A 26,377-nucleotide genomic window follows, 5' to 3' on the forward strand; every position below is an offset into this window, starting at 1 on the left:
GAATCCCCCGGAAGGATCATGCGCAACCGGTGCCCCACGGTGGACGATGTGGCCACCAGTCCACGGCGACCCCGTGAGGAGCTCTCGTGTACGCAGCCAGACGCTATCTGATGTGCCGACCCGTGCACTTCCGAGTCACCTACTCCATCAACCCCTGGATGGACCCCGGCAAGCCCGTCGACCTCCCGCTCGCGATCGCCCAGTGGGAGGCCCTGCGGGACCGCTACCGCGAGCTCGGCCACACCGTCGAGGAGCTGGAGCCGGACCCCGCGCTGCCGGACATGGTCTACTCGGCCAACGGTGCGACGGTGGTGGACGGCCGGGTGCTCGGCGCCCGGTTCGCCCACCCCGAGCGGGCCGCCGAGGCCGCCGCGCACCGCGCCTGGTACCGGGAGCGGGGCTTCACCGAGATCCACGAGCCCGAGCACGTCAACGAGGGCGAGGGCGACTTCGCGGTGACCAGGTCGTGGCTGCTGGCGGGCCGCGGCTTCCGGAGCAGCCCGCTGTCCCACCCGGAGGCCCAGGAGTTCTTCGGCCGCCCGGTCGTCGGCCTCGACCTGGTGGACCCGCGCTACTACCACCTGGACACGGCGCTGAGCGTGCTGGACGACGGGTCGGACAGCGAGGTCATGTACTACCCTCCGGCCTTCTCGCCCGGCAGCCGGGCCGTGCTCGCCCGGCTGTTCCCCGACGCGATCATCGCCGAGAAGGCCGACGCCCTCGCGTTCGGGCTCAACGCCGTCAGCGACGGCCACCACGTGCTGCTCCCCCAGGCCGCTTCCGGGCTGTTCGAGCCGCTGCGGAAGCGCGGCTACGAGCCCGTCCCGGTCGATCTGACGGAGCTGCTCAAGGGTGGTGGCAGCGTCAAGTGCTGCACGGCGGAGCTGCGCGGGTAGGGCTCCGCGCGGCGGGGCCCGGCGCACCTCCCGTGCCGCCGGGTCCCGGCCCCGGCCCCGCCCCCGGCCTCGGCCCCGGCCCCGGCCCCGGGCAGGTCAGTCCGCCGGTGGCCAGGTGTCGCCCCAGTCGGTGTCGCGGGCCGCGCGGTAGGCGTCCCGGTCCCGTTTGGTGACCGTCGTCCGGCCGAGCCCGTCGGCGGGCGTGCACAGCTCCAGCAGCACCTGCCCCTTGCGGATCTGTGGCCGGCGGACGACACGGGAGTGCCCGGCCCCGCCCTCGGGGGCCAGCTCCGGCCGCACCGCGGCGACATAGCTGAACTTCTCGTCCTCGTACGGCAGCGTCCCGCCCTTGACCCGGCGGTGCAGGGAGGAGCGGCTGACCCGGGCGGCGAAGTGGCACCAGTCCTCGCCCGGCACGATCGGGCACTCCGCGCTGTGCGGGCAGGGCGCGACGACCCGCAGCCCCGCCTCCACGAGCCGCTCGCGGGCGGCCCTGATCCGCAGGTACCCCTCCGGCGTGCCCGGCTCCACGACCACCACGACGCGTCCGGCCCGGGCCGCGGACGCGACCACCGCCGCCCGGTCGGCCTCCGTCAGCTCACCCAGCACGTAGGAGACGGTGACGAGGTCGGTTTCCGCCCGCTCGCCGTCACCGCCCAGCCTGCCCCGCCGCCAGCGCACGTCGGGCAGCGCGGCGCGGGCGAGTTCGGCCCCGAGTTCGAGGGCGGGCTCGGCCCAGTCGAGCACGGTGCTCGCGCACGTCCCCGGCCAGGTTCCGGCCACCGCCCAGGTCGCGGCGCCGGTGCCGCCGCCCAGGTCGGTGTGGGTGGCGGGGGCCCAGCCGGGCAGCCGGGCGGCCGTGGCGGCCAGCGCGGCGGCCGCGGCACCGTGGGTGGCCGGCATCCGGTAGGCCGCGTAGGCGACGGCGTCGGCCCGGTTCCGCAGGACGGGGGCGTGGGTCTGGGTGGTGCCGCGGTAGCTGGCGATGAGCCGCTCGACGGCCGCCGTGGCCTGCCGGGGCGGCAGACCGGTCAGCAGCGCGTCCAGCGCGGCGCGGAGGTTCTGCTCGTACACGCTGTAAGGGTAGGCCGGACGGGTGGGGCCGACGGCGCCGGTCAGCGCACGGCACGGGCCAGGTGGCTCGCGGCCACGGCCCGGGGCCCGCTGTCGGGGTGCCGCGGCCGGACGGGGTGGACGGTGGTGGCGAGGAGGACGAGGAACGTGTCCGTCGCGCGGTCCAGCACGAGGCTCGTGCCGGTGAATCCGGTGTGCCCGGCGGCGCCGCGTCCGGCCAGCCCGCCCATGAACCAGGGCTGGTCGACGACGAAGCCGAGCCCGGGGGCGTCCAGCAGCAGCCCCACCGACTCGGGGGCGAGCAGCCGGACGCCGTCGACGGTCCCGCCGGCCAGCAGGGCCCGGCACAGCGTCGCGAGGTCGCGGGCGGTGGAGAACAGGCCCGCGTGCCCGGTGACGCCGCCGAGCGCGTGGGCGTTCTCGTCGTGGACGACGCCACGCAGCATCCCCCGGTCGGCCTTGGCAACGGGACGTCGCTGGTCCTCGGTGGCGGCGGCCCCCGGTACCGGGCCGAAGCGGGTCGAGGTCAGGCCGAGCGGGCCGGTGACCCCGTCCCGGATCAGGGTGTCGAGCCGCTGTCCGCTCGTGCGCTCCAGCACGGCCTGGAGGGCGAGCAGGTTGAGGTCGGAGTAGCAGTAGCCGCCGCGGGTGGGCGGTTCGGCCCACAGCAGGTCCAGGCCGTGTCCGTCGTGGAAGGGCAGCTCGGGACGGAGGCCGGAGGTGTGGGTGAGCAGCTGCCGCGGGGTGATGTGCCGCTTGCCCGCGGCGCCGAACTCGGGCACGTGCGCGGCCACGGGCTCGTCCAGCGCGAAGGCGCCGCGCTCGAGGTGCTGGACGGCGACGATCGCGGTGAACAGCTTGGTGAGGGAGGCGAGGTCGAACGGGGTGTCCGGGGTGGCCGGCACCGGGTGGGCGGCCGGTTCCGTGGCGGACGCCCAGCGCACCGCCCAGCCCGTCGCGTGCTCGACCACCAGGTGCGGGCCGCGCCCGGCGGCCACGACGGCCCCGCCGCACCAGCCGCGGGCGGGCAGGGCGTCCACGGCGGCGACGAGGCCGGCGAGCTCCCCGGCGTCCAGGCCGGCCTGCTCGGGCGTGCCGGGCGTCAGCGGTCGGCGCGCCACGGGCGGCACATCCCCACGAAGCAGGCGGCGGCGAGGGTCAGGGTGGCGACCTGGACGACGGCCATCGGCACCGCCGTGTCCTCGCCGGCGACGCCCACGAGCGGCGAGGCGACGGCGCCGACGAGGAACTGCGCGGTCCCGAGCAGCGCGGAGGCGGAACCGGCGGCGTGCGGGGCCCGCTGAAGGCCCTGCGAGTTGGCGTTGGGCAGCACGAGCGCCATGCCGGACATCAGCACGAACAGACCGGTGGCGATGGCGGGCAGCCCCGGCTCGCCGAACATCCCGGACGTCATCAGCAGCAGGGCGAGGGCCGCGGCGCCGGTGACGCCGAGGCCGAGCAGCAGGACGCGGTCGAGGTCGAAGCGGCCGACGAGCACCTTGCCGTTGAGCTGGCCCACGGCGACGAGTCCGATGGAGTTCACCATGAACAGCAGGCTGAACGCCTGCGGGGAGGCGCCGTAGATCTCCTGGACGACGAAGGGCGAGGCCGCGATGTAGGCGAACAGCCCGGCGAAGGCCAGCGAGCCCGTGAGCAGGTAGCCGCTGAACACCCGGTCGGCGAGGAGGCCGCGCATGGCCCGCAGCGCCGTGGGCAGGCCGCCGCTGTGCCGCCGGTCCGGGGGCAGGGTCTCGGGGAGGAGGTTCGCGGTGACGACGGTGAGCGCGAGGCCGAGGACGGCGAGGACGAGGAAGACGCCGCGCCAGTCGGTGACGCGCAGGAGCTGGCCGCCGAAGACGGGTGCGAGGACCGGGGCCGTGCCGGAGATGAGCATGAGGGTGGAGAAGAACCGGGCCATGGCCAGCCCGTCGAACAGGTCGCGGACGACGGCGCGGGCGATCACTATCCCGGCGGCACCGGCCAGCCCCTGGAGGAGGCGGAAGAGTGTCAGCGTCCCGATGGTGGGGGCCACGGCGCAGGCGACGCTGGCGACGACGTAGCAGACCATGCCCACGAGCAGCGGGCGGCGGCGCCCGAACTGGTCGCTCATCGGGCCGACGACGACCTGACCGAGGGCCAGCCCGAGCAGGCAGGTGGTGAGGGTCAGCTGCACGCCCGCCGCGCTGCTGCCCAGGGCCTCGCCGACCTGGGGCAGTGCCGGGAGGTACAGGTCCATGGAGAGCGGCGGCAGCGCGGTGAGGCTGCCGAGGATCAGGGTGAGGAGGAGACCGGCCCGCTGGTTGCGGGTGAGCCGCGGCCCCTCGGCGGCGCTCGGGGAGACAGGTGTGGCTGGGGTGCTCGGGGCGGTCGGGGTGCTCGCGGCGGCTGGCGGGCTCGGGGCGGTCGGGTGGTCGGGGCTCGTGGGGGCGGGGGCAGCCGGGCAGGACGGGCCGGGTTCGGACATGCACCTCTCCGGAGATCGTTGACGGCTCACGCATTCTCCCAGGCGCCCGGCCCGGCTCCGGCCGCCCACGCGCATGCCGCCGCTCACATCGGCGCCCGCCGCCGGTGCGCCGATGTGAGCCGGGGCCTCCCGGCGACGCCGGACCGTCAGGCCGGGCGCAGGCCCGGATCCCCGACGGCCGAGACGAGGGACGCCGCCGTCGTGACGGGCGCGCCGGGCCTGGTGACGTGTGGGACCACGCGGTAGTCGGCCCGCAGCCGCCGCTCGTCCAGCCTGAGGACGACGTAGCCGCGCCGCCCGTCGTACAGCCTCAGGTGGGGGTTGGCGCCGGTCAGACGGTCCCAGTTGCCGGGGCGTTCCGCGCCGTCACCGCCGCTGGATACGGAGGACGTGACCACTTCCACACCGGCGGTGCGGGAGGCCGGGTCGTCGGCGTCCCGCTTGATGTCCAGGCCGTAGTGCACGTGGACGTCGCCCGTCAGCACGGCGAGGTTCTCGATCCCGGCCGCGTCCGCCGCCCGCAGGACCCGCTCCCGGGCCGCGGGGTAGCCGTCCCAGGCGTCCATCGACAGCGGCGAGGTGCTCTCGGCTCGGCTGCGGCGCCGGGAGAAGACGACCTGCTGGGCGAGGACGTTCCACACCGCGTCCGAGGCGTGCCAGCCCTCGGTGAGCCAGCGCTCCTGGGTCGCGCCGAGGAGCTGCCGCGCGGGGTCCTCGGACTCGGGGGTGGGCGGCTTCCAGCCGTCGCCGTTCGCCTGGTCGTCGCGGTACTGCCGGGTGTCGAGGACGTCGATCTGGGCCAGCCGCCCGTAGTGCAGCCGCCGGTAGAGGGCGAGGTCGGGGCCCTCGGGACGCTGCGGACGGCGCAGCGGCATGTTCTCCCAGTACGCGCGGTAGGCGGCGGCCCGGCGCAGGAGGAACTCCTCGGGCGGGACGCCGTTCTCCGGGATCGCGTCGGCGTAGTTGTTCTCCGTCTCGTGGTCGTCCCAGGTGACGATCCACGGGGCGGCGGCGTGCGCGGCCTGGAGGTCCTCGTCGCCCTTGTAGAGCGAGTAGCGCAGCCGGTAGTCCTCCAGCGTGACCGTCTCGCGGTGGAAGAGTTCGGGCAGCCGCGCCTCGCCGGTGTAACCGCGGGCTCCCGCGGCGGCGTTCACCGCGTACTCGTACAGGTAGTCGCCGAGGTGCAGGACGGCGTCGAGGTCCGGCTCGGCGGCCAGGTGCCGGTAGGCCGTGTAGTAGCCCTGGTCGTAGCGCTGGCAGGAGGCCAGGGCGAAGCGCACCGCCCCGGGGGCGGAGCCGGCCGCCGGGGCCGTGCGGGTGCGGCCGACGGCGCTGAGGTGGCGCCCGGCGCGGAAGCGGAACCAGTAGTCGGTGCCGGCTTCCAGACCGCGCGGCTCGGCGTGGACGGCGTGGTGGTACTCGGGGTGGGCGACGACGGTGCCGCGGTGGGCGACGCGGCGGAAGTCCGCGTCGTACGCCAGCTCCCAGTGGACCGGCACGGGCCGGGCCGGCATGCCGCTGTCGGGCTCGAAGGGCTGTGGCGCGAGACGGGTCCACAGGACGACGGAGTCGGGCAGGGGGTCGCCGGAGCCCACGCCGAGAGTGAAGGGCTCCCGGGTGAATCGCGGCTCGCGGGCGGCGGCCGCCGCCCGCGCGGTGTCGGGGAGGTTGGTGCCGAAGGCGAGTGCGGTGGCGGCACCCGTGACCGTCAGAAACCGGCGGCGGCCCAGGTGTCGGGCAGCGGCCCTCAGTTCGCTGTCTGCGCTCCCAGAGTGCGTCATGAGGACGAGTGCAGCGGACCAGGGCGGCGACGTGTTGGCACGTACGCGTCACCGGGGTGGCCATCGGGTGACGCCCGGAACCGCTCAGCGCATCGCGTACGCTGCGGACATGACGGACATCAACGAAACGTTGAAGAGTGGCGGACGAGAGCCGGACGCGGATGGACCGCGCAGCGCCGTGGTGACGGGAGCCGGTTCCGGGATCGGCCGTGCCGTGGCTCTCGCCCTGGCCGAGGACGGCTGGTCGGTGACGCTGGCCGGGCGCCGGGCCGCCGCCCTGGAGGAGACGGCCGCCCTGGGCTCCGCCGAGGCCGCCGGACGCATGACGGTCACCGCCACCGACGTCACCGACCCCGCGGCCGTGACCGCGCTGTTCGACACCGCCCTCGCCCGCCGGGGCCGCGTCGACCTGCTGTTCAACAACGCCGGCACCTTCGGTCCCGCCGTCCCGCCCGACGAACTCTCCTACGCCGACTGGCAGTCCGTCGTCGACGTCAACCTCACGGGTGCGTTTCTCTGCGCCCAGGCCGCGTTCCGCGTCATGAAGCGCCAGCGCCCCCAGGGCGGGCGCATCATCAACAACGGCTCCATCTCCGCCCAGACCCCCCGCCCGCACTCCCTCGCCTACACGGCGACCAAGCACGCGATGACGGGACTGACGAAGTCGCTCTCCCTGGACGGGCGCCCCCACCGCATCGCCTGCGGACAGATCGACATCGGCAACGCCGCCACCGAGATGACCGAGCGCATGCGCAGCGGCATCCTCCAGGCCAACGGCACGACGGCCGTCGAGCCCGTCATGGACGCCGCCGACGTCGCGCGCACCGTCGTGCACATGGCGGACCTCCCCCTGGAGGCGAACGTCCAGTTCGCCACCGTGCTGGCGACGACGATGCCGTTCATCGGCCGCGGCTGAGCGCGGGGCGGACCCGTCGGGCCGGACGGATTCCCGGCAGGTGGGCGGATTCCGGCGGGCGGACGGGCTCCGGCGGGCGGACGGCGCGCGAAGTTTGTCACGAACAAGTCTTGATGGCCCGTCAGGCGGGCTGATGAGATCTCCGGCACCGAGGAACCACCGTACCGACGTACCGGAGGTCCGCCCGTGTACCGACGCCTGCTCGCCGCCCTCGCCGCGCTCCTGTGCTGCGTCGTACTCGGCGCCGGGACCGCACCCGCGACCGCCGCCGGCCAGGACCCCGGGCCGCCGGGGCCGCCCCGCCTCACCGACGACCGCGGCCGCGTGCTCACCCTGCGCGGCTGGAACGTCGAGGACAAGGCGAACCGGGGCGAACAGGCGCTCTCCGCCATCACCGAGCGCCACTTCAGGGACCTGCGCGACCGGGGCTTCAACTTCGCCCGGCTGCTGGTCTTCTGAGACGACCTGGAGCCCCGGCGCGGCCACTACAGCGAGGACTACCTGGACAGGATCGAGCGCGTGCTGGACTGGGCGCACCGCTATCGGATCCATGTGCTCATCGACGCGCACCAGGACGTCTTCGGGCCCGCCTTCGGACACCGCGGCATCCCCGAGTGGGCGACCAGGACCGACGGCCTGCCCTTCGAACCGAACCCCGACGACTGGTTCTCCGAGTACTTCGAGCCCGCCGTACAGCGCGCGTTCACCCACCTCTACACGGACCCCGACCTCCAGCGGGCCCAGGCCGGCATGTGGCGGGCCCTGGCCGAGCGGTTCGCCGCCCATCCGGCCGTCCTCGGCTACGACCTGATCAACGAGCCCATGGGCGAGATCCGGCCGGGCGAGGACCTGCCGAGAGCGGCCCGGCGCATCGAGGCCGAGTACCTCACCCCGATGTACAACCGTCTCGCGGACGCGATCCGCTCCGTCGACGAGGACAACTGGATCTTCTTCGAGCCGACCCCGATCGTGGGCGAGGGCGTGCCCACGGGGCTGGGCCGCGTCCACGACCCCAGGGCCGTCTACGCGCCGCACTTCTACAACACCGCGATGGAGGCGGGCGCCGACTACGACCCCGAGGCCGGCTGGGTCGAGGCCTACGAGGCGGCCGTGACCGTCTACCCCGAGCGGTACGGCGTGCCCGTCGTCGTCGGCGAGTGGGGGCCGCTCAACAACGCCCTGCCCAACATGGGCCTCTTCTACCGCGACGCGCTCGCCTCGCTGAACCGCTACAGCTCGGGCTGGGCGGGCTACGTCTGGTGCTACGGGGGCGGCTACTGCGCCGTGGACGAGGAGGGCCGTTTCCGCACCAACAAGGAGCAGACGGCGGCCCCCTACGCCCCGGCGGTGGACGGCACCATCAGCGCGGAGGAGCAGGTGCCGGACACCGGCGCCTACCGGCTGGTGTACCGGGCGGGGCACGGCCTCACCGAGGTGCGCGTGCCGCCGCGCCGGGGCGGCTGGCGGGTCCGGGTGACGGGCCACGCGGGCACGCCGACGCCCCGGCTCCCCTCGGACCGGGCGGCGACGGCGCGGGTGCACGCCCGGCCGGGCGCGACGGTGACGGTGGTCGTCACCCCCCGGAACGCGTGCCGAGCCGGGTGACGGGCGGGCCGTGCCCGCCACGATCGGCGGCGTCCGGCATGCGCGGAGCGGTGAAGCGTGCTCACAGTGGACCCATGGACACGGAACGCCCGGACGAGCCGCGCTACCGGGTCGTGGTCGGGTCGTTCGGCGACGGCGACCGCGGCTACCGGCTCGTCTGGCTGCGCGGCGTCGGCTGGGAACCCGTGGCCGAGAAGGACCTGGAACGCCGCGTCCGCGAGGTCTTCCCCGACATCGACCTCAGCGACCCGGAGCAGGTGCACTGGGTCGGCGAGGACGAGGCCTGGCCTGCCGCCCCCCGCCCGGAGGACGAGGCCTGACCCACGGCCGGCCGGAAACCGCCCGGCGGCGGGCTCCCCGCGCCGCGTGCGGCGCTCAGGGTATGCGCACGGCCGGGCCCGAGACGTGGACGCGGGTGTCCCCGTGCCGCAGTTCCACCGTCAGCACGCCCGGACGGCCCAGCTCCGCGCCCTGGTGCAGGGTCAGCACCGCGCTGTCCGGCGAGAGGCCCAGCTCCCGCAGATAGCCGCCCAGCGCCGCCGCCGCGGCCCCCGTGGCCGGGTCCTCCACGACACCGCCGACGGGGAACGGGTCCCGGACGTGGAAGACCGTGGCGTTCTCCGGATCGCGCCACACCAACTGGAGCGTCACCAGGTCCAGCCGGAGCATGAGGGCCCCCAGCCGCTCGAAGTCGTACTCCAGGTGGGCGAGGCGGTCACGGGTGCCGGCGGCCAGCACCAGGTGGCGCGCTCCCGCGTAGGCGATGCGCGGGGGCAGCGCGGCATCCAGCTCCTCGGCCCGCCAGTCGAGCGCGGCGAGCGCCTCCTCCAGGTGCTCCCGCGCTATCTCCTCCGTGTGCGGAGGCACGCTCGTCAGCGTGGCACGCAGCTCCCCCGACGGCGTCCGGACCACCCCCACCGGCACGGCGCCCGCCCGCGTCTCGAACAGCAGCTCCCCCGGGCCGGCCCGCTCGGCGACGGCCACCGCCGCGGCCACGGTGGCGTGGCCGCAGAACGGCACCTCCGCCAGCGGGCTGAAGTACCGGACGGTGAACGTCCGGCCCGACCCGCCCGCCTCCGGTGCGCGGGTCAGGAAGGCCGTCTCCGAGTAGCCGACCTCGGCGGCGACGGCGAGCATCGCCGCGTCGTCGAGCCCTGCCGCGTCGAGCACGACGCCCGCGGGGTTGCCTCCCTCCGGGTCGGCGGAGAAGGCGGCGTAACGCAGGACTTCGGTCTCTTGCCGTTGCGGCTGTGCGAGGTTCCCCATGCCCTTCGCAACCGTCCGGCACGGCCCCCTATTCCGCTCGCGCGGCCCACCCCTTCGGGTGACGTGCGCGTGAACAGAGAATGAACAATCAACCCAGGTGTCCACCAGGCGAGTTACTGCCCGGTTGGCATGGAATCCGCGTCACCCTTCGGGTACGTTCCGTGACGCCGTCGCCACACCCGGGGCACGGGGCCCCGCTGGGACTAGTGACGGCGAGAAGGACCCGAACTTCCTGTGACCACAGCAGTCGAACTCTTCACGGTCCGGCCGTACACCCCGCAGTGCCAGGTCATCCACGACGAGGGAGAGCACGCCGTCATCGGCATCTCCCCGGGGAACTCCTACTTCTCCGCGCAACGCGTCACCGACCTCGCACGCTGGGGCGCCGACCACTTCCGGCGCGTCGACCTGATCTACACCGACCTGCACGTCGCCGACATGTACGAGGCCCTCGGCTACGACCCGGACGACGCACGCCGCAAGGCCGTCAAGAACCTCCGCGGCGTCCGCGCCAAGGTCACCAACGCCGCCGCCGAGGTCGACCCCACGGGAACCCGCGTCCGGGCCCGGCCCATGTCCGCCCTCACGGCCAACGGCGCCTACCGCGCACTGCGCACGCACCTGGGCGAACTGCTCGCCACCGACGCCGAGTTCCGCTCGACCTGCGAAACCCTCGTGGACACCTTCCTGACGACGAGGGTGCTCGACCACGGTGGCAGCACCGAGCGGCAGCGCGAGGTCTGCCTCCAGTACATCGCCGCCGAGGTGCCGCTGTTCCTCGACACCCCCGCCATCCTCGGCGTCTCGTCCTCCCTGAACTGCTATCACCAGGCGCTGCCACTGGCCGACCTGCTCTACTCCCGTGGCTCCGGGCTGCGCGCCTCGCGCAACCAGGGGCACGCCATCGTCGCCCCGGCCGAAGGAGACCACCGATGACCACCGGCACGCTGCTCGACTTCCCGTTCTCCGCCCGCGGCGACCGCCTGCCCGCGGAGATCGAGCCCCTCCTGCGCGACGAGCCGGTCCGGCGCGTGCGCACCATCGCCGGGGACGAGGCGTGGCTCGTCTCCTCCCACGCCCTGTGCAGACAGGTCCTCGAGGACCCGCGGTTCTCCCTCAAGGACACCTCCGCCCCCGGCGTGCCCCGGCAGTACGCGCTGACCATCCCGCCCGAGGTGGTCAACAACATGGGCAACATCACCGGCGCGGGGCTGCGCAAGGCCGTGCTCAAGGCGATCAACCCCAAGGCACCCGGCCGCGTCGCGTGGATGCGCTCCCACTCCGCGACCCTGCTCGACGGCCTCCTCGCCGAGGGCGCCCCCGCCGACCTGCGGGACCGGTTCACGGTGCCGTACTCCACCGCCCTGCACTGCCACCTCCTCGGCATACCCCTCGACGACGCGGACCGCCTCTACCGCAGCCTCGACATCGCGTTCATGAACTCCGCCTGCCCCATCACCGGGGCCCGGCTCAACTGGGACCGCGACATCGGCTACATGGTCGAGCGGCTGGACGACCCGGCCACCGGCGGGCTCATAGCCGAACTCGCGGCCCTGCGCGGCCGGCCGGAGTACGAGCACCTCACCGACGAGATGCTCGCCACCGTCGGCGTCACCATGTTCGGCGCCGGCGTCGTGTCCACCATGGGCGCCCTGACCATGATGGTCTTCTCCCTGATCCAGCGCCCCGAGGTGTGGGAACTCCTGCGCGAGCGGCCGGAGAAGATCCCGGCCGCGGTGAACGAGCTGCTCCGGATCAACCTCTCCATCGCCGACGGGCTGCCCCGCCTGGCCCTGGAGGACATGCGGCTCGGCGACACCACCGTGCGCAGGGGCGAGCTCGTCCTCGTCCTGGTCGAGGCCGCCAACCACGACCCGGCCGTCTTCCCCGACCCGCACATCTTCGACGTCGACCGGCCCAACGCCGCCGAGCACCTCTCCTTCGGCGGAGGCGGCCACTACTGCCCGGCCACCGCCCTCGGCAAGAAGCACGCCGAGATCGCGATCGAGGCCCTCCTCGACCGCATGCCGGGGCTGGGCCTCGCCGTCCCCGTCGAGCAGCTCGTCTGGCGCACCGGCTTCATGAAGCGCGTCCCGGAACGCCTGCCCGTCCTCTGGTGACGCCCCGGCCCGGGCCCGGCCACCAGCCGGCCCCGGGCCGCCCCCACCAAGGCGGTGCGGGGCAGCGTCCTCAGTGCACGTCGGTGACGATCACGTCCAGCCGGGCCGAGCGGCCCGCCCGCTCCGGCGACTCCAGCTCCACCCGGTGTCCGAGATCCCCCAGAGCCTCCGCCAGCCCGGCCGCCGAGGCGGGCTCGACGCCCTCGGTGAGCAGCGAGCGCACCAGACGCCCCTTCGTCGCCTTGTTGAAGTGGCTCACCACCGAGCGCTTCTCCACCCCGTCCACCAGCCTCGACTGGAGCACCCGCACCGCGACCGTCCGCTCGGCCAGCTCTCCCTTCGGCTTCCACATGGCCGCGTACGCCGACGAGCGCAGGTCCAGCACCAGCCCGTCCCCCGCAGCCTCCGGCAGCACCTCGGCCAGCGGACCGCGCCAGAACGCCCCCAGACCGCCGAGGCCCGGCAGCTTCACCCCGCCCGAGCACCGGTACGACGGGATCGGGTCGTCCACCCCGACGGCGCCCCACAGCCCGGAGAACACCAGCAGCGCCCGTCCCGCCCGCCGCCGCGCCGCGGCGTCGAGCGAACCCAGGCCCAGCGCGTCGTAGAGCACCCCGGTGTAGATCTCCCCCGCGGGACGCGCCGGCGCCTCGCGCAGCCCGGCGTTCTTGGCGATCTCCCCGCGCAGTCCCTCGCTCAGCCCCAGCACCTCGCGGGCCTTGGCGTCATCGCCGTCCACCGCCTCCGCGCACAGGGCCACCAGCTCGGCCAGCACCCGCTCCCGCGCCTCCGTCAGCCCCGGCAGGGACAGCGCCTCCAGCCGTAGCGGCTCCCCGGCCCCACCGGGCGCGGGCGGGGCCTTCCCCTCGGACGGCGGCAGCAGCACGAGCACGGTCTCTTCTCCTCACGGTCTGACAAAAGCGGCGACGAGCAGCCTACGGCCCTACGCTCGCCGTATGCCCAGCCGCCAGCTCCAGGTCACCGGCGGTGACGGTGCCGCCCTGCGCAGCGCACTGGACGACCTGCGCCACCGGACCGGCGTCCCGCACGCCTTCCCCGCCTCCGTCCTCGCCGACGCCGTGCGGTCCGCCCGCAGCCCCCGGCTGCCCGCCGAGGACGCCACCCACCTGCCGTTCTTCACCCTCGACCCGACCGGCGCCCGGGACCCGGACCACGCCCTGTACCTCACCCACCGCCCGCACGGCGGCTACCGCGTCCGCCACGCCGTCGCCGACATCGCCGCCTTCGTCACCCCCGGCCGCCCCCTGGACGCCGAGGCCCACCGCCGCGTCACCACCCTGGCCTACCCCGACCTGCGCGTCCCCCTGTTCCCCCACCGGATCGGCGAGGACGCCGCCGCCCTGCTCCCCGACGTGCCCCGCCCCGCCCTCCTGTGGACCCACGACCTCGACACCGACGGCGTCCCCACCGCCACCCACGTCCGCCGCGCCCTCGTCCGCTCCCACGCCCGGCTCGACCACGCCACCGCACAGCAGCGGATCGAGGACGGCACCGCCGAGGAGTCCCTCGCCCTGCTGCGCGTCGTCGGACGGCTGAGGGAGGAGCAGGAGCGCGCCCGCGGCGGCGTCTCCCTGTCCGTGCCCGAGCAGCAGGCCGTCCCGCACGGCGACGCCTACCGGCTCGCCTTCCGCGCCCCGGCCCCGACCGAGGTGTGGGCCGCCCAGCTCTCCCTGCTCACCGGGATGGCCGCCGCCGAGCTGATGCTGCGCTCCGGCACCGGCCTCCTGCGCACCCTCCCCAGCGCCCCGCACGGCGCCGTGGCCCGGCTCCACCGGGTCGCCCGTGCCCTGGACGTCCCCTGGCCCCGGCACACGTCCTACGCCGAGCTCCTCCGCTCGCTCGACCCGCGCGACCCCCGGCACGCCGCCTTCCTCCAGGAGTGCACGGCGCTGCTGCGCGGCGGGGGCTACACCGTGCTCGGGGCCGGGGCCCCACCCCCGGACCACACCGTGCACGCCGCCGTCGCCGGGCCGTACACGCACTGCACCGCCCCCCTGCGCCGCCTCGTGGACCGCTACACCGGCGAGCTGTGCCTGGCCGCCGACGCCGGACGCGAGGCCCCCGAGTGGGTGACCGCCCACCTGTCGGCCCTGCCCGCCACGATGGCGGCCGGGGAGCGCCGCGCGGCGGCCGTCGAGCGGGACTGCGCGGAGCTGCTGGACGCCGCCGTCCTGTGGGACCACGTCGGCGAGGTCTTCGACGGCCACGTCGTCGACGTCGACGAGGACCACCCGCACGAGGGCACGGTCCACCTCGCGTCCCCACCCGTCCCCGGCCGCGTCTCCGCCCCGCCCGACGGGCCGCCCCTCCCCCTCGGCGAGCCCCTGCGCGTCCGCCTCCTGCACGCCGATCCCGGCAGGTCACCCGTGCGCTTCGCCCCGGCGTGACCGCGTAGGATGGCGGCACGGCAGACGAGCCGTGCGGGCGGTCGCGGTGTGGCCTCACAGCCACGTCGAGGAACGTCCGGACTCCGCAGAGCAGGGTGGTAGGTAACGCCTACCTGGGGCGACCCACGGGAAAGTGCCACAGAAAGCAGACCGCCGGAGCCGGCGACGGCATCCGGTAAGGGTGAAACGGTGGTGTAAGAGACCACCAGCGCCCAGGGTGACCTGGGCGGCTCGGTAAACCCCACCCGGAGCAAGGTCAAGAGGGGCCGCCGCGAGGCGGCCCTGCGCGGACGCACGAGGGCTGCTCGCCCGAGTCCGCGGGTAGACCGCACCGAGGTCGATGGCGACATCGGCCCCAGATGGATGACCGCCTCCCGAGGGCCCGCGAGGACCCCCGGAGACAGAATCCGGCGTACAGCACGACTCGTCTGCCACGCCCTCGCTGCGCGGAAGTCGTCGTCACAGCGCCTGGCGCACCCGGCTGATCACCCGCTGTGCCTCGGCTCCGAACACGGCCGACTCGCGGAGCAGCTTCCACACACGCGTGTACGTCATCACACTGTCCCGGTCGTCCAGCCACATCTCCGCGTGCCAGTCCTCGGTGATGACCAGCCTGTCGTCCATGACCCAGAATCCGTTCGCGGCCGGGATCTTCAGCGGTACGGCGAGCGGGACGATCCCCAGTTCCACGGTGTCCATACCAACGATCCCCGTGAGCCGGTCGAGCTGGGCGGCCAGGGCGGACGGCGGACACACAAGGGCGTGCAGTGCCGCCTCCCACACGAGAACACGGAACATCCTGCCCGGCTCGTACAGCCATGACTGACGCTTGAGCCGGGCTCGTACCGCTTCTTCGGTGTCACGCTTCGTGCCGTGCAGGTCCGCGTACCGCAGAAACAGGTGCCGCGCGTACTCGGCGGTCTGCAACATGCCGGGGACGACAGCCTCTTCCCAGGCATGGATGACCCTCGACCTGGCAACCTCCATGTTCCAGTTCTCCTGAACAGGTAGGTGCCCTACGGCCAACTGTCTCCGCCATGAGCGGATATGAGACTCGAAACCTCTCAGGCGGCCTTCCAACTCGGCGTAGGCGTCCGGCTGCTTCACCCCGTCCGCCCAGGCCCGCAGGTCTTCCGGTGTCGCTGTCTGCTGACCGTTCTCCAGCTTGTAGACCTTCGAGTGCGCCCAGCCGAGACGCCGGGCAAGCTGTGTACCGGTGAGCCGACCTTCGGGACACCCGAGCCGAAGTGCTCGCAGTCGTGCTCCGAGGGCTTCCCGCGCCTGCTGATAGTCCGTGCTCACCGGTCCACGTTCACTGGTCGGCCACCAGGGCGGCGAACTGGTCGTAGGGAACGGCGTGGTGCGTCACCGCGTCGCGCACCTGGCAGTAGCGCAGCACCTCAGCGGGATCCGTGACCACCTCGACGTTGACCAGTACGTCGGATGCGTCGAAACGGAGGATCGCGACCAGGCGGGAGTCGAACAGCCACCAGTCCTCGGCGGGCACATTCAGCCGGTCGAAGTCCGCTCGCCACAGGCTTCGCACGTCTTCGCCAGTGGCCGCGTTGCACTTCGCGTAGTCCAGCAGGAACAACTGCCCCTCGGTGGGCGGATTATCGACGACGCGAACCCGGCCCACCGTCTTCCCGGCCGCGGTCTGGCGGCGGATGTTCGTGCACCACTCGCTGTCGAGGTCGCAGGGGGCCGAGCCGGTCTGAGTGAAGACGCGGTAGCCGTCGTCGTCACGGTCGGACGCGTAGCCCCGCCGCGTCTCCAGATGCCACGCCGTGTGCTCGAACGTCTTGAACAGCTTGCCGAACTCTTCCAGGCCGATCAGCTCGGGCACGCGGTTGACCTCCTTGGGGCCGTGGTTCACGAGAAGTTCGCGCGGTACGGCCACTGCGGCATCGCCGGTACCCAGGTGCCGCAACTGAGCGATGTCCTCCGGATCGTTGACCGGCACCCTGCACGATGATCTCGCCTGAGTCGATGTCTTCGTGCACGGCGGGACACGTGCCGTTCTTGCTGTCCGTCCCGATGAAGCGCAGGCGTCGCGGCATGACCATCTCTCCTTGTTCCGCGATTGGGCCTCCAGCATCACCGGGCTCCGAAGGCTCGCACCACACCCCACGGAGACCCACGTGAGAACTTACGCGAACAGGACGACCGGAGGTGCGAACACTCGAGAACATCGCATCGCGGCGGCCAACTCCCGCTCCCTACGGTCGTGTCCGGAGTCATACGAGCCGGAGGGGCATCCATGACCACACACCACTTGACGACGGACGGCCCGTCCCCCGTCCACTTGCCGGACCCGTTCCCCGCCCCCGAACCGCCCCCCGCGCCGGGCTGCGATGTCTGCCGCGCACTGGCCGCACAGCGGCTGGAAGCACGGAACCGAGGCGACCTGTCTGCCGCGACCGACTGCAACGTCGAGATCCGCAACCACCCGCACCGCACCCGAGGACGACGGTGACCCGCGCCGTGCTCCGCTACGTGCGGCACACCATCCGGCACGAGCCCCTCGGTGGCATCACATTCGAATCATTCTGCGTGACTCCCGGCTGCGGTGAGGACTCCGGCCCTCAGGAAGCCCAGGAGCAGGCCCAGGACTGGTGCCTTCGCCACACCGGCCGCACCGGACACGCCCTCTTCCGCCGCATCGCCACCGATCACGCCCGCGTCACCCGCGAGGAGTAAGCCCGCGCTGCCGCCTCCGTGCGCCACCAGCGCTATCGCGACCGGCGAACCACCTGGCCCCCAGTCGGGGCGGGGTTTCGAAACACGATCAGTAGAGAAAGGAGTTGCCGCACATGACCGGTCTGGCAGTGGAGACGTACGAAACTCGTACGCCCGACACTGAGGGTTGGCGTGGTGTGCCGTTCGCGCACCCGCTGATGGACGGCGGCAAGCACGACGGGGGACCGATGCCCCCGGAGGCCCCGCGTCCGCCTGAGCCGAAGCCCTCTGACAGCAAGTAGCCACACGCCGCCCCGCCCATGCGTCGCCCCGTGTGGCGCATGGGCAGGGCGGCGGCATGCCACGGCCTGGCCGACTGCGAGGGCGGCCTACGGCTGGGGGCTGGGGCGGCGGGTGCGGAGGTCGCGGTAGACGTACGTGGCGATGGCCAGCGCCGTCGTCAGGTAGAAGAGCGACAGGCCGTAGTGGAGCTCGTCGGAGTGGTCGTCGTAGTGGGGCGGGGAGGACGTCGCCTGCCAGCCGAGGCAGAACACCGTGAGCAGAACGCCCCCGTAGCCCGCCAGCCGCTGCGGGAGCCGGGCGTGTGGGGCGAGTGCCGCGGCCATGGCCAGGACCGTCACCACTCCGACGCACGCTCCGAGCGTGGTGACGACTCCCCAGGCGGAGTCGTTCCACAGGATGGCGTCATCCTCTTCGGGTTCGAGGATCTGGATGGCGAAGAACCGCAAGACGGGCCTGCTCCAGCCCGCGTCTCCGTAGCCGGGCAGGAACAGGACGATCGCGTACAGCGACAGCAGCACCGCGAGCGGGACGAACCGTTCACGCCGCTCCTGTCGTGTCGTCGGCGTGCTCCGCGACGTCGTGGGCCTGGCGGACGCGCGCAGCCGTTCGGCGCACTCGGCGGCCGTGGGCCGCTGCTCGGGCTGTGCCGAGGTCATCCGGGCGAGCAGGGAGCGCAGGGGCTCGCCGATGGCGGACCGGACCTGGGGCATGAGCTGGGCGACGGGCAGGCGGTGGCCGGTGAGCTTCTCGACCAGGACGATGCCCAGCGCGTAGACGTCGGAGGCGGGTGTCGCGGCACGGCCCTGCAACTGTTCGGGGGCCATGTAGGCGGGCGTGCCGAAGTACCTCCCGGTGACGGTGGCGGTACGGGTGAGGGAGTCGTCGTCACGGGCTATGCCGAAGTCCATCAGCACGGCGCGCCCGTCCGAGCAGATCATGATGTTGGCGGGCTTGACGTCCCGGTGCACGATCCTGGCCTCGTGGACGTGCGCGAGAACCTCCGCCACGCGCGCCCCGGTCTCCACGACCGACTCCACGTGGGCGTACTCCCAGGTGATCCCGTCCAGCAGCTCCATGACGAGGTAGGGCAGGGGCTGTTCGTCAAGCTCGGCCGTTCCGGCGTCGTGGACGGTGACGATGCTGCCGTGGCGCAGCGCGGCGAGCGTCCGGGCCTCCCGGGCGAACCGCCTGGCCGCCTCCGGGTACTGCCGGACGCCGGTGACGAACTTGACGGCGACGCGTCGACCGAGGGTGGCGTCCACCGCCTCCCAGACCTCGCCCAACCCACCCCTTCCCAGCAGGCGTTCAACCCGGTAGCGCCCCCCGACGGTCATGCCCTCACGCACCCGGTCCCCCTGTCTCCCCCAGGTCGGCTACGCCGCCACCCTAGAGCAGACAGCCGCGTCCGGCGTAGGGCGCTGCGCCCGCGGGCTCAGCTGAGGTGGGAGGTGTCGTTGAGGAGGCGGAGGGAGGCGTTGCCGTCGGCGTAGTAGGCGACGGCCGACAGGGACGCGGCGGACAGCTCCATGCGGAACAGCGACTCGGGCGGGGCGCCCAGGGCCAGCCGCACCAGGGTTTTGACGGGGGTGACGTGGGTGACCAGCAGAACCGTGCGGCCGGCGTAGCGGGCGATGAGCTTGTCACGGGCGACCGCGACGCGGCGGGCCACCTCGGCGAAGGACTCGCCGCCGCCGGTGGGGGCGGCGGTGTCGGAGGCCAGCCAGGCGTCGAGGTCGGCGGGGTGGCGCTCCTTGACCTCGGCGAAGGTGAGGCCCTCCCAGGCGCCGAAGTCCGTCTCGCGCAGCCCGTTCTCGGTGCGGACGTCGAGGCCGAGCCGGGCGGCGACGGCGGCGGCCGTCTCCTGGCAACGGCGCAGCGGGGAGCTGACGACGGCCTGGACGGTGCCGCGGGTGGCGAGGGCGGTGGCTGCGGCCTCGGCCTGGCGGCGCCCGGCCTCGGAGAGCTCCGGGTCATCGCCGCCGCTGCCTGAGAACCGTTTCTGCGGGGTCAGGGCGGTCTCCCCGTGCCGCAGCAGCACGAACGTCGTGGGGGTGCCCAGGTCCGCCGACCAGCCGGGCGGGGGCGCGGCGGGGGCGGTGGCGCCGACGTCCTCCTGGGAGGGGGCCGCGGCGGGCTCGGGGACGCCGGAGGGGCGCCACTGCTCGCCGCGCCGCCCGGCGTCCATGGCCTCGTTGGCCAGCCGGTCGGCGTGGCTGTTGCGGGCGCGCGGCACCCACTCGTAGCGCACGGCGTCGGGCGGGAAGATCTCACGGGCCTCGGCCGCGAGCGGGCGCATGGCCGGGTGCTTGATCTTCCAGCGCCCCGACATCTGCTCGACGACGAGCTTGGAGTCCATGAGGACGTGCACCGAGGCCTCGGGGTCGAGCTCGCGTGCGGCGTGGAGCCCGGCGACCAGGCCCCGGTACTCGGCCACGTTGTTGGTGGCGTGGCCGATGAACTCCGCCGTCTCGGCCAGCACTTCACCGGTGGCGGCGTCCTTGACCACCGCGCCGTAACCGGCGGGGCCCGGGTTGCCCCGGGAACCGCCGTCGGCCTCGATGACGAAGCGTCGTCCCATCGCCCGTGTCACAGCCCCGACTCGGGGGTGCGCACCAGGATGCGGCGGCAGTTCTCGCACCGCACGACGGTGTCGGGCGCGGCCTCGCGCACCTCGTTCAGTTCGGTGATGTTGAGCTCCAGCCGGCAGCCCTCGCAGCGGCGCTGGTAGAGCCTGGCGGCGCCCACGCCGCCCTGCTGCCCGCGCAGCTTGTCGTAGAGCCCGAGCAGGTCGGCCGGCACGGCGGCGGCCACGACCTCGCGCTCCTTGCGGACGGCGGCGATCTCGCCGTCGATCTCCTCGCTGGCGGCGGCGCGGCGGGCCTTGGCGTCCTCGGCCTTCTCCTGGACCGCGGCGACACGCTCGGTCAGCTCGGCGACCCGCCCCGCCGCGGCCTCGTTGCGCTCCATGACCTCCAGGACGACGTCCTCCAGCGTGCTCTGCCGCCGGGCCAGGGAGGCGATCTCGCTCTGCAGGCTCTCCAGGTCCTTGGGGTTGGTGACCATGCCCGAGTCCAGCCGCTCCTGGTCGCGGGCGGCGCGCTTGCGCACCTGGTCGACGTCCTGCTCGGCCTTGGTCTGCTCGCGTGCGGTGTCGCTCTCCTCGGTCTGGGCGGCCACCAGCAGGTCCCGAAGCTGCGTCAGCTCCTCTTCCCGGGTGCGGACTTCGCCGTGCTCGGGAAGGGTCTCGCGGCGGTGGGCGAGCTGCGTGAGCCGGATGTCCAGGGCCTGGACGTCGAGGAGGCGGATCTGGTCGGCGGGCGCGGCGTTCAGTTGGGGGCTCCTGAGTGGTCGGGGTGGACCCCGGAGGCCGCGTGGGCCGTCCAGGGATCGGTGACGGCGTGCGAGACGTGCGTGCGTAGATCCCAGCCGTTGCGCTGCGAGACGGCGTCGAGCTGGGCCGCGGCCTGCTCGCACCAGGGCCACTCGGTGGCCCAGTGGGCGGCGTCCAGCAGGGCGAGGCGCGAGTGCTCGCGGGCCTCGGAGGCGGGGTGGTGGCGCAGGTCGGCGGTGAGGTAGGCGTCGACGCCGGCCGCCCGTACGGCGTCGAAGAGGCTGTCCCCGGAGCCGCCGCACACGGCGACGGTACGCACGACGGCGTCCGGGTCGCCGGCGGCGCGGACGCCCTGCGCGGTGGCGGGGAGCCGCTCGGCGGCGTACTGGGCGAAGGCGGCGACGGAGAGCGGCGTGGGCAGTTCGCACAGGCGGCCCAGGCCGCGGCGGCCGGCCGGGTCGTCCGGATCGGGCACCAGCGGGCCGGTGATGCGCAGGTCGAGCGCCTCGGCGAGCGCGTCGGAGACGCCCGGGTCGGCGCGGTCGGCGTTGGTGTGGGCCACGTGCAGCGCGACGTCGTGCTTGATGAGCGTGTGCACGACCCGGCCCTTGAAGGTGTGGGCGCCGACGGTCGTGGTGCCGCGCAGGTAGAGCGGGTGGTGGGTGAGGAGAAGGTCGGCGCCGAGGGCCACCGCCTCGTCGGCCACCTCCTGCACCGGGTCGACGGCCACCAGGACCCGGGACACCTCGGCGTCCGGGTCTCCGCAGACCGTGCCGACGGCGTCCCACGACTCCGCCCCGGCGGGTGGCCAGAGGGTCTCGAGCGCGGCGATGACTTCGGATAGTGCGGGCACGGGAAAAGGCTACCGTCCGCACCCGGGCCTCCGACCAGGGCGCTGCCCCGGCTCCGGACGGGCGGCGGGCCGGAGCCGGGGGCGGGACAGGACATGGACGGGGACGGGACAGCCGTCGGCAGCACATAACGCCGCGGCGAGTGTGGCAAACCCCGCCATAGCCACCCGAACGAATGAAGCCGGACACCTCTCCCCGTTCGGAACGACGTTCTATCCCTAGCGTCGGGACCCGGAGGTGATCGCAGTTGACAGCCTGCGCAGTCGGGTCCGGAACGGTGGAGGAACGCGGCGAGGTCGCGGAGGGCGACGACGCACCGGGCGGTGCAGCGCCGCGTGGCGGCTTGGCAGACACCCCGACGACCGACACCCCGACGACCGACACCGCGACGACGGACACCCCGGCGATCCCCCCGCCGCCGCCCTACCGCCCCCTGGCCTGTGTGCTCTCGGCGGACGGCGGCTACGCGGCGCGGCTCGCCGCGCCGGGCGGGGCCGGGCGCTGGTGCCCGGAGCGGTGGACACTGGACGGCCCCGAGCCGTACGCCGTCTCCCTTCCGGGCAGCCAGCCGGAGGACCCGCACAGCCAGCTCCTGCCGCTGGCCGACGGGCGGGTCCTGATCCTGCGCCGGGCGGACGGACGGTACCGCCCCTCGCTCCTGTACCCCACGGGCCCCGGCACCGGTGAGGTGCCGCTGGGCGCCGTGGCGGCGGAACAGCTCGCCCTGCTGCCCCCGGCTCCGGACGGGTCGAGCGCGTGGGCGCTGGCGGCCGGCGCCGAGACGACCGCGGTGTGGCGGCTGACGGGCGGTGCCGACGGGCCGCAGCGCGTGGCCGTGGTGCCGGGGCACTGCGCGGACGGCGTCTGGCTGGGCCGGGACGGGCGGCTGCTGGCGCTCAACCGGCGGGGCGCGGACGGGCTGGTGAAGGCCGTCGTGGTGGACCTCGGGCGCGGCGGGGCGGTCTCACCGCTGCTGGAGATCGCGGAGGGCAGCAACGACCGGCTGCTGCTGGCCGATCCGGACAGCGGGCTGCTGCTCCTGCGATCCGACGCGCCCGGGGCCGACCGGGTCGGCTGGGGCGTGCTGGACAGCCACCGGCCGGTCCGCTTCCCCGAGGCCCTGCACCAGCCGGACGTCACCGTCACGCCGTTCGCCGTCCAGCCCGGGCAGGCACTTCTGCCGGAGCGGTGCGCGGTGGCGCTGCGGGTCGAGAGCGCCCCCCGCCCGGGTGAGCCGTGCGGGGCCGAGCTGCCGTGGGTCGCGGTGTGGCGGCCGGGGTGGCGGGGGCTGAGCTACGTACCGGCGCCGAACGGCTGGCTGCGCACGGGCCGGTTCACCGCCGGCGGCGAGCTGCTCCTGCCCTACGCCACGGGGGGCGTGCGCTGCGGGCTGGCCAGGCTGCGGCCGGAGGAGCACGAGGACGGGCCGCGCCGCGAGACGACGCCCGGCGCCGGGAGGCACAGGGCGGCCGGGGCCCGGCCGAAGTCGGAACCCGGGCCGGGGCCGAAGCCGGGGCCAGGGTCGGGGCCGGGGCCGGACCCGGCACAGGAGCAGAAGGCACCGGAGCCGGATGCGCAAGTGAGGTGTAAACCCGTTCCGTTGGGGAAGGCACCGTTGGCCATGGCGGCACGCTGAGGTGCCCGCCGTCGTCCGCCCCGGCGGACAGGACCGGCCCTCCGGTCCGACGCGACGACTAAGATCATCTCAGCCGCGAACGATCAACCCAGCACTTCGGAGCCCAACCAGCATGTCCGACCAGCACACCGACACAGGCGGCGAGCAGAGCGCGGCACCGGGCCGTCACCGGGGCCGGGCCGCGACCGCCGAGGACTCCGGGACGCCGCCGCACGGGCGGCACCGCAGGCCCGGCAACGACGCGGACGGGTCCTCGGCGAACTGAGACCCACGGGCGGCCCGGTGGCCGGGCGTCAGGTGTGCTCGATCACGGTGTCCGTCAGGGCGGGCGCGTCGTCACGCTCCGCCGTCGTGACGGAGACCTGGATGCGCCCGGCGTCCAGCCGCCAGGCCCGCACCCGCAGCGTCTCGCCGGGGAAGACGACCCCGGCGAACCGGGTGCCGTAGCCCGTCACCCGGGAGACGTCGCCGTCCAGGGCGGCGTCCACCACGGCCTTGAGCGTCATCCCGTAGGTGCACAGGCCGTGCAGGATCGGCCGGTCGAAGCCGGCCAGCTTGGCGAAGTCCGGGTCGGCGTGGAGGGGGTTCCAGTCCCCGCTGAGCCGGTAGAGGAGGCCCTGCTCCTCCCGGACGACACGGTCCAGCGTGAGGTCGGGGGCCCGCTCCGGCAGCGGGAGGCGTTCGCTCGCGCCGCGCTCCCCGCCGAACCCGCCCGCGCCGCGCACGAAGAGGCTCGTGTCGCAGGACCACAGCGGCCCCGCGTCGTCCTCCACGTCCATGCGCAGGACGACGACGGCCGCTTTGCCCTCGCCCTTGTCGTGGAGGGCGGCGACGTGGGAGCGCTGGGTGGCCGTGCCCCGGACGGGGACGGGCCGGTGGAGCTCGATGCGCTGCCCGCCGTGCAGGATGCCGGTGAGGTCGACGTCGATGCCGGGCGCGTCGATGCCGTCGACGAAGGCCATGCCGCCGCCCGCCACGGTGACGAAGCTGGGCAGGACGTGCAGCCTGCTCTCCAGCGTGTAGCGCAGCTCGGCCGGGTCCGTCGCGGGGATCCCGGCCCCCAGACCGAGGTGGTAGAGCAGGACGTCCTTGTGGTCCCAGGCCAGCTCGGTGACCTTGGGCGGGGCGGCGAGCGCGGTGGCGGCGTCGATGGACATCTGGCGTGTCTCCCTTGGGGCGGACCCGGGGCGTGTGGACGCACAGGAACGTGTTTCAGTTTCTTGTCGACTCCCTGTATAACGCACCCGGTTCCCCCTTGGGAACAGCCCGTCACCGGCGGCCGTCCGGCGAGCGCGCGGCCGGCGGCACCCGGGCCCGCGGCGCACACGGTCATGCGGCAGCATGGGCGGCATGACGACACCCAAGCCGGAGATCATCGCCGCGTTCGAGGCAGCGCAGGGTTTCATGCCCCGGGACGAGGGCCTCGCGCTCTACGCGGCGGCCGCCGACGCGGCCCGGCTCGGGCACCCGCTGCTGGAGGTCGGCACGTACTGCGGACGGTCCACGATCCTGCTCGCCGACGCGGCCCGGCAGGCCGGGGTCACCGCCGTCACCGTCGACCACCACCGGGGCAGCGAGGAGCAGCAGCCCGGATGGGAGTACCACGACCCGGAGCTGGTGGACCCGCGGGTGGGCCGCATGGACACGCTGCCCGCCTTCCGCAGGACCCTGCACGCCGCCGGGCTGGAGGACCACGTCCTCGCCCTCGTCGGCCGCTCCCCGCAGGCGGCGGCCCTGTGGCGCACGCCGCTCGGCCTCGTCTTCGTCGACGGCGGCCACACCGACGAGCACGCCAACGCCGACTACACAGGCTGGGCCCCGCACCTGGTACGGGACGGCCTCCTGGTGATCCACGACGTCTTCCCCGATCCGGCCGACGGCGGGCAGGCGCCGTACCGGGTGTACCGGAGGGCGCTGGAGTCGGGCGAGTACACGGAGGAGCCCGGCACCGGTTCGCTGCGCGTGCTGCGCCGCACCGCACCCGGGAGCTGAGGTGTCCCCGGGCCGCCGTGCCCTGCTCGTCGCCGCCGTCCTGGTGCCCTGCTGCCTGCTCGGCCTCGTGGCCTGGCTGGTGGCCCGGCCCGCAGCCGGGGGCGCCGGAAGCGACGCCGAGCCCCGCGAACGGCCCGGCAAGGCGGCCTCCGAGGCGGCGGGGACGCCGAGCGGGCCGTCGGCGTCGGAGCCGCCGACGGACGGCGGCCCGCTGGCCGGCACCGTCGTCCTGATCGACCCCGGCCACAACCCCGGCAACCGGAACCACCCGGAGGCCATCGGGCGCCAGGTCGACGTCGGCACGCACCGCAAGGACTGCGACGCCGTGGGCGCCGAGACGAACGCCGGTTACCCCGAGGCCGAGTTCACCCTCGACCTGGCCCGCAGGGTGCGCGACCGGCTGGAGGCCGGCGGAGCGACCGTCGTCCTCACCCACGACGGCGACCGGCCCCACGGACCGTGCATCGACGAGCGGGCCCGCATCGGGAACGAGGCCGGAGCCGACGCCGCCGTCTCGCTGCACGCGGACGGGGCGGCCGAGGGCGACCGCGGTTTCCACGTGATCCTCCCGGCGAACGTGACCGCGGGCGCGGCGGACACGCGGGGCATCACCGGGCCCTCCCGGCGCCTCGGCACCCACCTGGTGGAGCACTTCGCCGAGGCCACCGGCACCCGCCCCGCGACGTATCTGGGCCCGGACACGGCCGAGTCGGGGCTCGACGTGCGCGCCGATCTCGGCGGACTGAACCTCTCCGCGGTACCCAAGGTCTTCCTCGAGTGTGGCAACATGCGGGACACCGACGACGCCGCCCTGCTGACCGACGACGGTTGGCGGGCCCGCGCGGCCGACGGCATCGCCCGGGGCCTCACCGCCTTCCTCACCGATCGTGACGCGGAAGCCCCGTAGCAACTGGCAAGGGGGAACAGGCTTTTGAAGCCGCCGCGAGGGCACCGCGGGCGGCTGCGGCATCCGGACTCCGCCCATCCCCGAATTCGGGGGGTCGTCCGCACGCTGACCAGAGTGTCCGTACGATGGGGGCCGCCCCCGTGATGAC

The 26,377-nt window shown here is 74.0% G+C and carries 24 protein-coding genes, 1 other RNA gene and 2 pseudogenes; 14 read left to right on the forward strand and 13 right to left on the reverse strand.

The genetic code is table 11. The features are described 5' to 3' along the window. Positions 1–86 precede the first annotated feature (86 nt). A complete protein-coding gene (ddaH, locus tag HPT28_RS05545) occupies positions 87–896 on the forward strand; it encodes a dimethylargininase (protein ID WP_374226921.1) in 810 nt (269 codons plus the stop codon). 96 nt (positions 897–992) lie between these two features. Here ddaH and HPT28_RS05550 read toward each other — a convergent pair whose 3' ends face one another. The 4 genes from HPT28_RS05550 to HPT28_RS05565 form a co-directional block, all read right to left on the reverse strand. Continuing rightward, positions 993–1,970 (reverse strand): small ribosomal subunit Rsm22 family protein, encoded by a 978-nt coding sequence (locus tag HPT28_RS05550; RefSeq protein WP_308119090.1) that lies wholly within the window; start codon positions 1,968–1,970, stop codon positions 993–995. 41 nt (positions 1,971–2,011) lie between these two features. After that, the gene (locus tag HPT28_RS05555) at positions 2,012–3,091 is read right to left on the reverse strand and encodes a serine hydrolase domain-containing protein (protein ID WP_308119091.1); all 1,080 of its coding nucleotides are present in this window, start codon (positions 3,089–3,091) and stop codon (positions 2,012–2,014) included. After that, complete coding sequence (locus tag HPT28_RS05560) at positions 3,073–4,434, reverse strand: multidrug effflux MFS transporter (RefSeq protein WP_219089787.1); 1,362 nt, start codon at positions 4,432–4,434, stop codon at positions 3,073–3,075. The genes HPT28_RS05555 and HPT28_RS05560 overlap by 19 nt, the downstream gene beginning before the upstream one ends. A 146-nt stretch (positions 4,435–4,580) precedes the next feature. Then, positions 4,581–6,215 (reverse strand): alkaline phosphatase, encoded by a 1,635-nt coding sequence (locus HPT28_RS05565; protein ID WP_219089788.1) that lies wholly within the window; start codon positions 6,213–6,215, stop codon positions 4,581–4,583. A 109-nt stretch (positions 6,216–6,324) separates the two neighbouring features. On the opposite strand from HPT28_RS05565, the gene HPT28_RS05570 reads away from it, so the two are divergent. From HPT28_RS05570 to HPT28_RS05580, 3 genes and pseudogenes are all read left to right on the forward strand, one after another. After that, the gene (locus HPT28_RS05570; RefSeq protein WP_219089789.1) at positions 6,325–7,131 is read left to right on the forward strand and encodes an SDR family oxidoreductase; all 807 of its coding nucleotides are present in this window, start codon (positions 6,325–6,327) and stop codon (positions 7,129–7,131) included. Between the two features lie 186 nt (positions 7,132–7,317). Then, positions 7,318–8,736 (forward strand): annotated as a pseudogene (locus HPT28_RS05575) (glycoside hydrolase family 5 protein). A 74-nt stretch (positions 8,737–8,810) separates the two neighbouring features. Then, positions 8,811–9,056 (forward strand): hypothetical protein, encoded by a 246-nt coding sequence (locus tag HPT28_RS05580; protein ID WP_219089790.1) that lies wholly within the window; start codon positions 8,811–8,813, stop codon positions 9,054–9,056. A gap of 55 nt (positions 9,057–9,111) precedes the next feature. Here the strand turns inward: HPT28_RS05580 and HPT28_RS05585 are convergent, their stop codons facing one another. Further along, positions 9,112–10,002: a PhzF family phenazine biosynthesis protein gene (locus tag HPT28_RS05585; RefSeq protein ID WP_219089791.1), complete on the reverse strand. Its 891-nt coding sequence runs from the start codon at positions 10,000–10,002 to the stop codon at positions 9,112–9,114. 234 nt (positions 10,003–10,236) lie between these two features. On the opposite strand from HPT28_RS05585, the gene HPT28_RS05590 reads away from it, so the two are divergent. Both HPT28_RS05590 and HPT28_RS05595 read left to right on the forward strand, forming a co-directional pair. Beyond that, entirely contained in the window at positions 10,237–10,938 is a 702-nt protein-coding gene (locus HPT28_RS05590; RefSeq protein WP_219089792.1) for a tRNA-dependent cyclodipeptide synthase, read from the forward strand. After that, positions 10,935–12,122 (forward strand): cytochrome P450, encoded by a 1,188-nt coding sequence (locus HPT28_RS05595; protein ID WP_219089793.1) that lies wholly within the window; start codon positions 10,935–10,937, stop codon positions 12,120–12,122. Before HPT28_RS05590 ends, HPT28_RS05595 begins: the two co-directional genes overlap by 4 nt. Positions 12,123–12,192: 70 nt before the next feature. Here the strand turns inward: HPT28_RS05595 and yaaA are convergent, their stop codons facing one another. Next, on the reverse strand, positions 12,193–13,014 hold the full coding sequence (yaaA, locus tag HPT28_RS05600) for a peroxide stress protein YaaA (RefSeq protein WP_219089794.1): 822 nt from the start codon (positions 13,012–13,014) through the stop codon (positions 12,193–12,195). A gap of 64 nt (positions 13,015–13,078) precedes the next feature. Between yaaA and HPT28_RS05605 the strand changes: the two genes are divergently transcribed. After that, complete coding sequence (locus tag HPT28_RS05605) at positions 13,079–14,530, forward strand: RNB domain-containing ribonuclease (RefSeq protein WP_219089795.1); 1,452 nt, start codon at positions 13,079–13,081, stop codon at positions 14,528–14,530. A gap of 25 nt (positions 14,531–14,555) precedes the next feature. Beyond that, an RNA gene (gene rnpB / locus HPT28_RS05610) (RNase P RNA component class A) lies at positions 14,556–14,961 on the forward strand. Between the two features lie 28 nt (positions 14,962–14,989). Here rnpB and HPT28_RS05615 read toward each other — a convergent pair. Continuing rightward, positions 14,990–15,832, reverse strand: coding sequence for a helix-turn-helix transcriptional regulator (locus HPT28_RS05615; protein ID WP_219089796.1), 843 nt, complete (start codon positions 15,830–15,832; stop codon positions 14,990–14,992). A 10-nt stretch (positions 15,833–15,842) separates the two neighbouring features. Then, a pseudogene (locus HPT28_RS05620) lies at positions 15,843–16,590 on the reverse strand (DUF6879 family protein). Positions 16,591–16,790: 200 nt separating this feature from the next. Here HPT28_RS05620 and HPT28_RS05625 point away from each other — a divergent pair. Both HPT28_RS05625 and HPT28_RS05630 read left to right on the forward strand, forming a co-directional pair. Continuing rightward, a complete protein-coding gene (locus tag HPT28_RS05625) occupies positions 16,791–17,006 on the forward strand; it encodes a hypothetical protein (protein ID WP_219089797.1) in 216 nt (71 codons plus the stop codon). Beyond that, positions 17,003–17,230, forward strand: a complete 228-nt coding sequence (locus HPT28_RS05630; RefSeq protein WP_219089798.1) for a hypothetical protein — start codon at positions 17,003–17,005, stop codon at positions 17,228–17,230. The genes HPT28_RS05625 and HPT28_RS05630 overlap by 4 nt, the downstream gene beginning before the upstream one ends. A gap of 368 nt (positions 17,231–17,598) precedes the next feature. Here HPT28_RS05630 and HPT28_RS05635 read toward each other — a convergent pair whose 3' ends face one another. The 4 genes from HPT28_RS05635 to HPT28_RS05650 all read right to left on the reverse strand — a co-directional run bounded on the left by HPT28_RS05635 (position 17,599) and on the right by HPT28_RS05650 (position 21,696). Beyond that, positions 17,599–18,846, reverse strand: a complete 1,248-nt coding sequence (locus HPT28_RS05635; protein ID WP_219089799.1) for a serine/threonine-protein kinase — start codon at positions 18,844–18,846, stop codon at positions 17,599–17,601. A 98-nt stretch (positions 18,847–18,944) separates the two neighbouring features. Then, the gene (locus HPT28_RS05640) at positions 18,945–20,090 is read right to left on the reverse strand and encodes a bifunctional RNase H/acid phosphatase (RefSeq protein ID WP_219089800.1); all 1,146 of its coding nucleotides are present in this window, start codon (positions 20,088–20,090) and stop codon (positions 18,945–18,947) included. Positions 20,091–20,098: 8 nt separating this feature from the next. Beyond that, positions 20,099–20,842 carry a zinc ribbon domain-containing protein gene (locus HPT28_RS05645; RefSeq protein ID WP_219089822.1) on the reverse strand — a complete coding sequence of 248 codons (744 nt, stop codon included), beginning with the start codon at positions 20,840–20,842 and terminating at the stop codon, positions 20,099–20,101. Further along, a complete protein-coding gene (locus HPT28_RS05650; RefSeq protein ID WP_219089801.1) occupies positions 20,839–21,696 on the reverse strand; it encodes a Nif3-like dinuclear metal center hexameric protein in 858 nt (285 codons plus the stop codon). The genes HPT28_RS05645 and HPT28_RS05650 overlap by 4 nt, the downstream gene beginning before the upstream one ends. 341 nt (positions 21,697–22,037) lie before the next feature. Between HPT28_RS05650 and HPT28_RS05655 the strand changes: the two genes are divergently transcribed. Together HPT28_RS05655 and HPT28_RS05660 are read left to right on the forward strand one after the other, a co-directional pair. Further along, positions 22,038–23,330, forward strand: a complete 1,293-nt coding sequence (locus tag HPT28_RS05655; protein ID WP_219089802.1) for a hypothetical protein — start codon at positions 22,038–22,040, stop codon at positions 23,328–23,330. A gap of 112 nt (positions 23,331–23,442) precedes the next feature. After that, positions 23,443–23,595, forward strand: coding sequence for a hypothetical protein (locus tag HPT28_RS05660; RefSeq protein WP_219089803.1), 153 nt, complete (start codon positions 23,443–23,445; stop codon positions 23,593–23,595). 28 nt (positions 23,596–23,623) lie between these two features. On the opposite strand, the gene HPT28_RS05665 is transcribed toward HPT28_RS05660, so the two are convergent. Beyond that, complete coding sequence (locus HPT28_RS05665) at positions 23,624–24,487, reverse strand: MaoC/PaaZ C-terminal domain-containing protein (RefSeq protein ID WP_219089804.1); 864 nt, start codon at positions 24,485–24,487, stop codon at positions 23,624–23,626. A gap of 193 nt (positions 24,488–24,680) precedes the next feature. Here HPT28_RS05665 and HPT28_RS05670 point away from each other — a divergent pair, with 193 nt between their 5' ends. Both HPT28_RS05670 and HPT28_RS05675 read left to right on the forward strand, forming a co-directional pair. Beyond that, positions 24,681–25,322, forward strand: a complete 642-nt coding sequence (locus HPT28_RS05670) for a class I SAM-dependent methyltransferase (protein WP_219089805.1) — start codon at positions 24,681–24,683, stop codon at positions 25,320–25,322. A 1-nt stretch (position 25,323) separates the two neighbouring features. Continuing rightward, on the forward strand, positions 25,324–26,229 hold the full coding sequence (locus HPT28_RS05675; protein WP_219089806.1) for an N-acetylmuramoyl-L-alanine amidase: 906 nt from the start codon (positions 25,324–25,326) through the stop codon (positions 26,227–26,229). The last annotated feature ends 148 nt before the right edge of the window (positions 26,230–26,377 follow it).

It is taken from the genome of Streptomyces sp. JJ38 (assembly GCF_019303475.1).
GTDB lineage: Bacteria > Actinomycetota > Actinomycetes > Streptomycetales > Streptomycetaceae > Streptomyces.

Excerpts from the sequence above, each read along its gene's own strand:
- HPT28_RS05560 (WP_219089787.1), bottom strand. The coding sequence starts at position 4,434 with ATGTCCGAACCCGGCCCGTCCTGCCCGGCTGCCCCCGCCCCCACGAGC.
- HPT28_RS05565 (WP_219089788.1), bottom strand. The coding sequence starts at position 6,215 with ATGACGCACTCTGGGAGCGCAGACAGCGAACTGAGGGCCGCTGCCCGA.
- HPT28_RS05570 (WP_219089789.1), top strand. The coding sequence starts at position 6,325 with ATGACGGACATCAACGAAACGTTGAAGAGTGGCGGACGAGAGCCGGAC.
- HPT28_RS05580 (WP_219089790.1), top strand. The coding sequence starts at position 8,811 with ATGGACACGGAACGCCCGGACGAGCCGCGCTACCGGGTCGTGGTCGGG.
- HPT28_RS05585 (WP_219089791.1), bottom strand. The coding sequence starts at position 10,002 with ATGGGGAACCTCGCACAGCCGCAACGGCAAGAGACCGAAGTCCTGCGT.
- HPT28_RS05595 (WP_219089793.1), top strand. The coding sequence starts at position 10,935 with ATGACCACCGGCACGCTGCTCGACTTCCCGTTCTCCGCCCGCGGCGAC.
- HPT28_RS05605 (WP_219089795.1), top strand. The coding sequence starts at position 13,079 with ATGCCCAGCCGCCAGCTCCAGGTCACCGGCGGTGACGGTGCCGCCCTG.
- HPT28_RS05625 (WP_219089797.1), top strand. The coding sequence starts at position 16,791 with ATGACCACACACCACTTGACGACGGACGGCCCGTCCCCCGTCCACTTG.
- HPT28_RS05635 (WP_219089799.1), bottom strand. The coding sequence starts at position 18,846 with ATGACCGTCGGGGGGCGCTACCGGGTTGAACGCCTGCTGGGAAGGGGT.
- HPT28_RS05640 (WP_219089800.1), bottom strand. The coding sequence starts at position 20,090 with ATGGGACGACGCTTCGTCATCGAGGCCGACGGCGGTTCCCGGGGCAAC.
- HPT28_RS05660 (WP_219089803.1), top strand. The coding sequence starts at position 23,443 with ATGTCCGACCAGCACACCGACACAGGCGGCGAGCAGAGCGCGGCACCG.
- HPT28_RS05665 (WP_219089804.1), bottom strand. The coding sequence starts at position 24,487 with ATGTCCATCGACGCCGCCACCGCGCTCGCCGCCCCGCCCAAGGTCACC.
- HPT28_RS05670 (WP_219089805.1), top strand. The coding sequence starts at position 24,681 with ATGACGACACCCAAGCCGGAGATCATCGCCGCGTTCGAGGCAGCGCAG.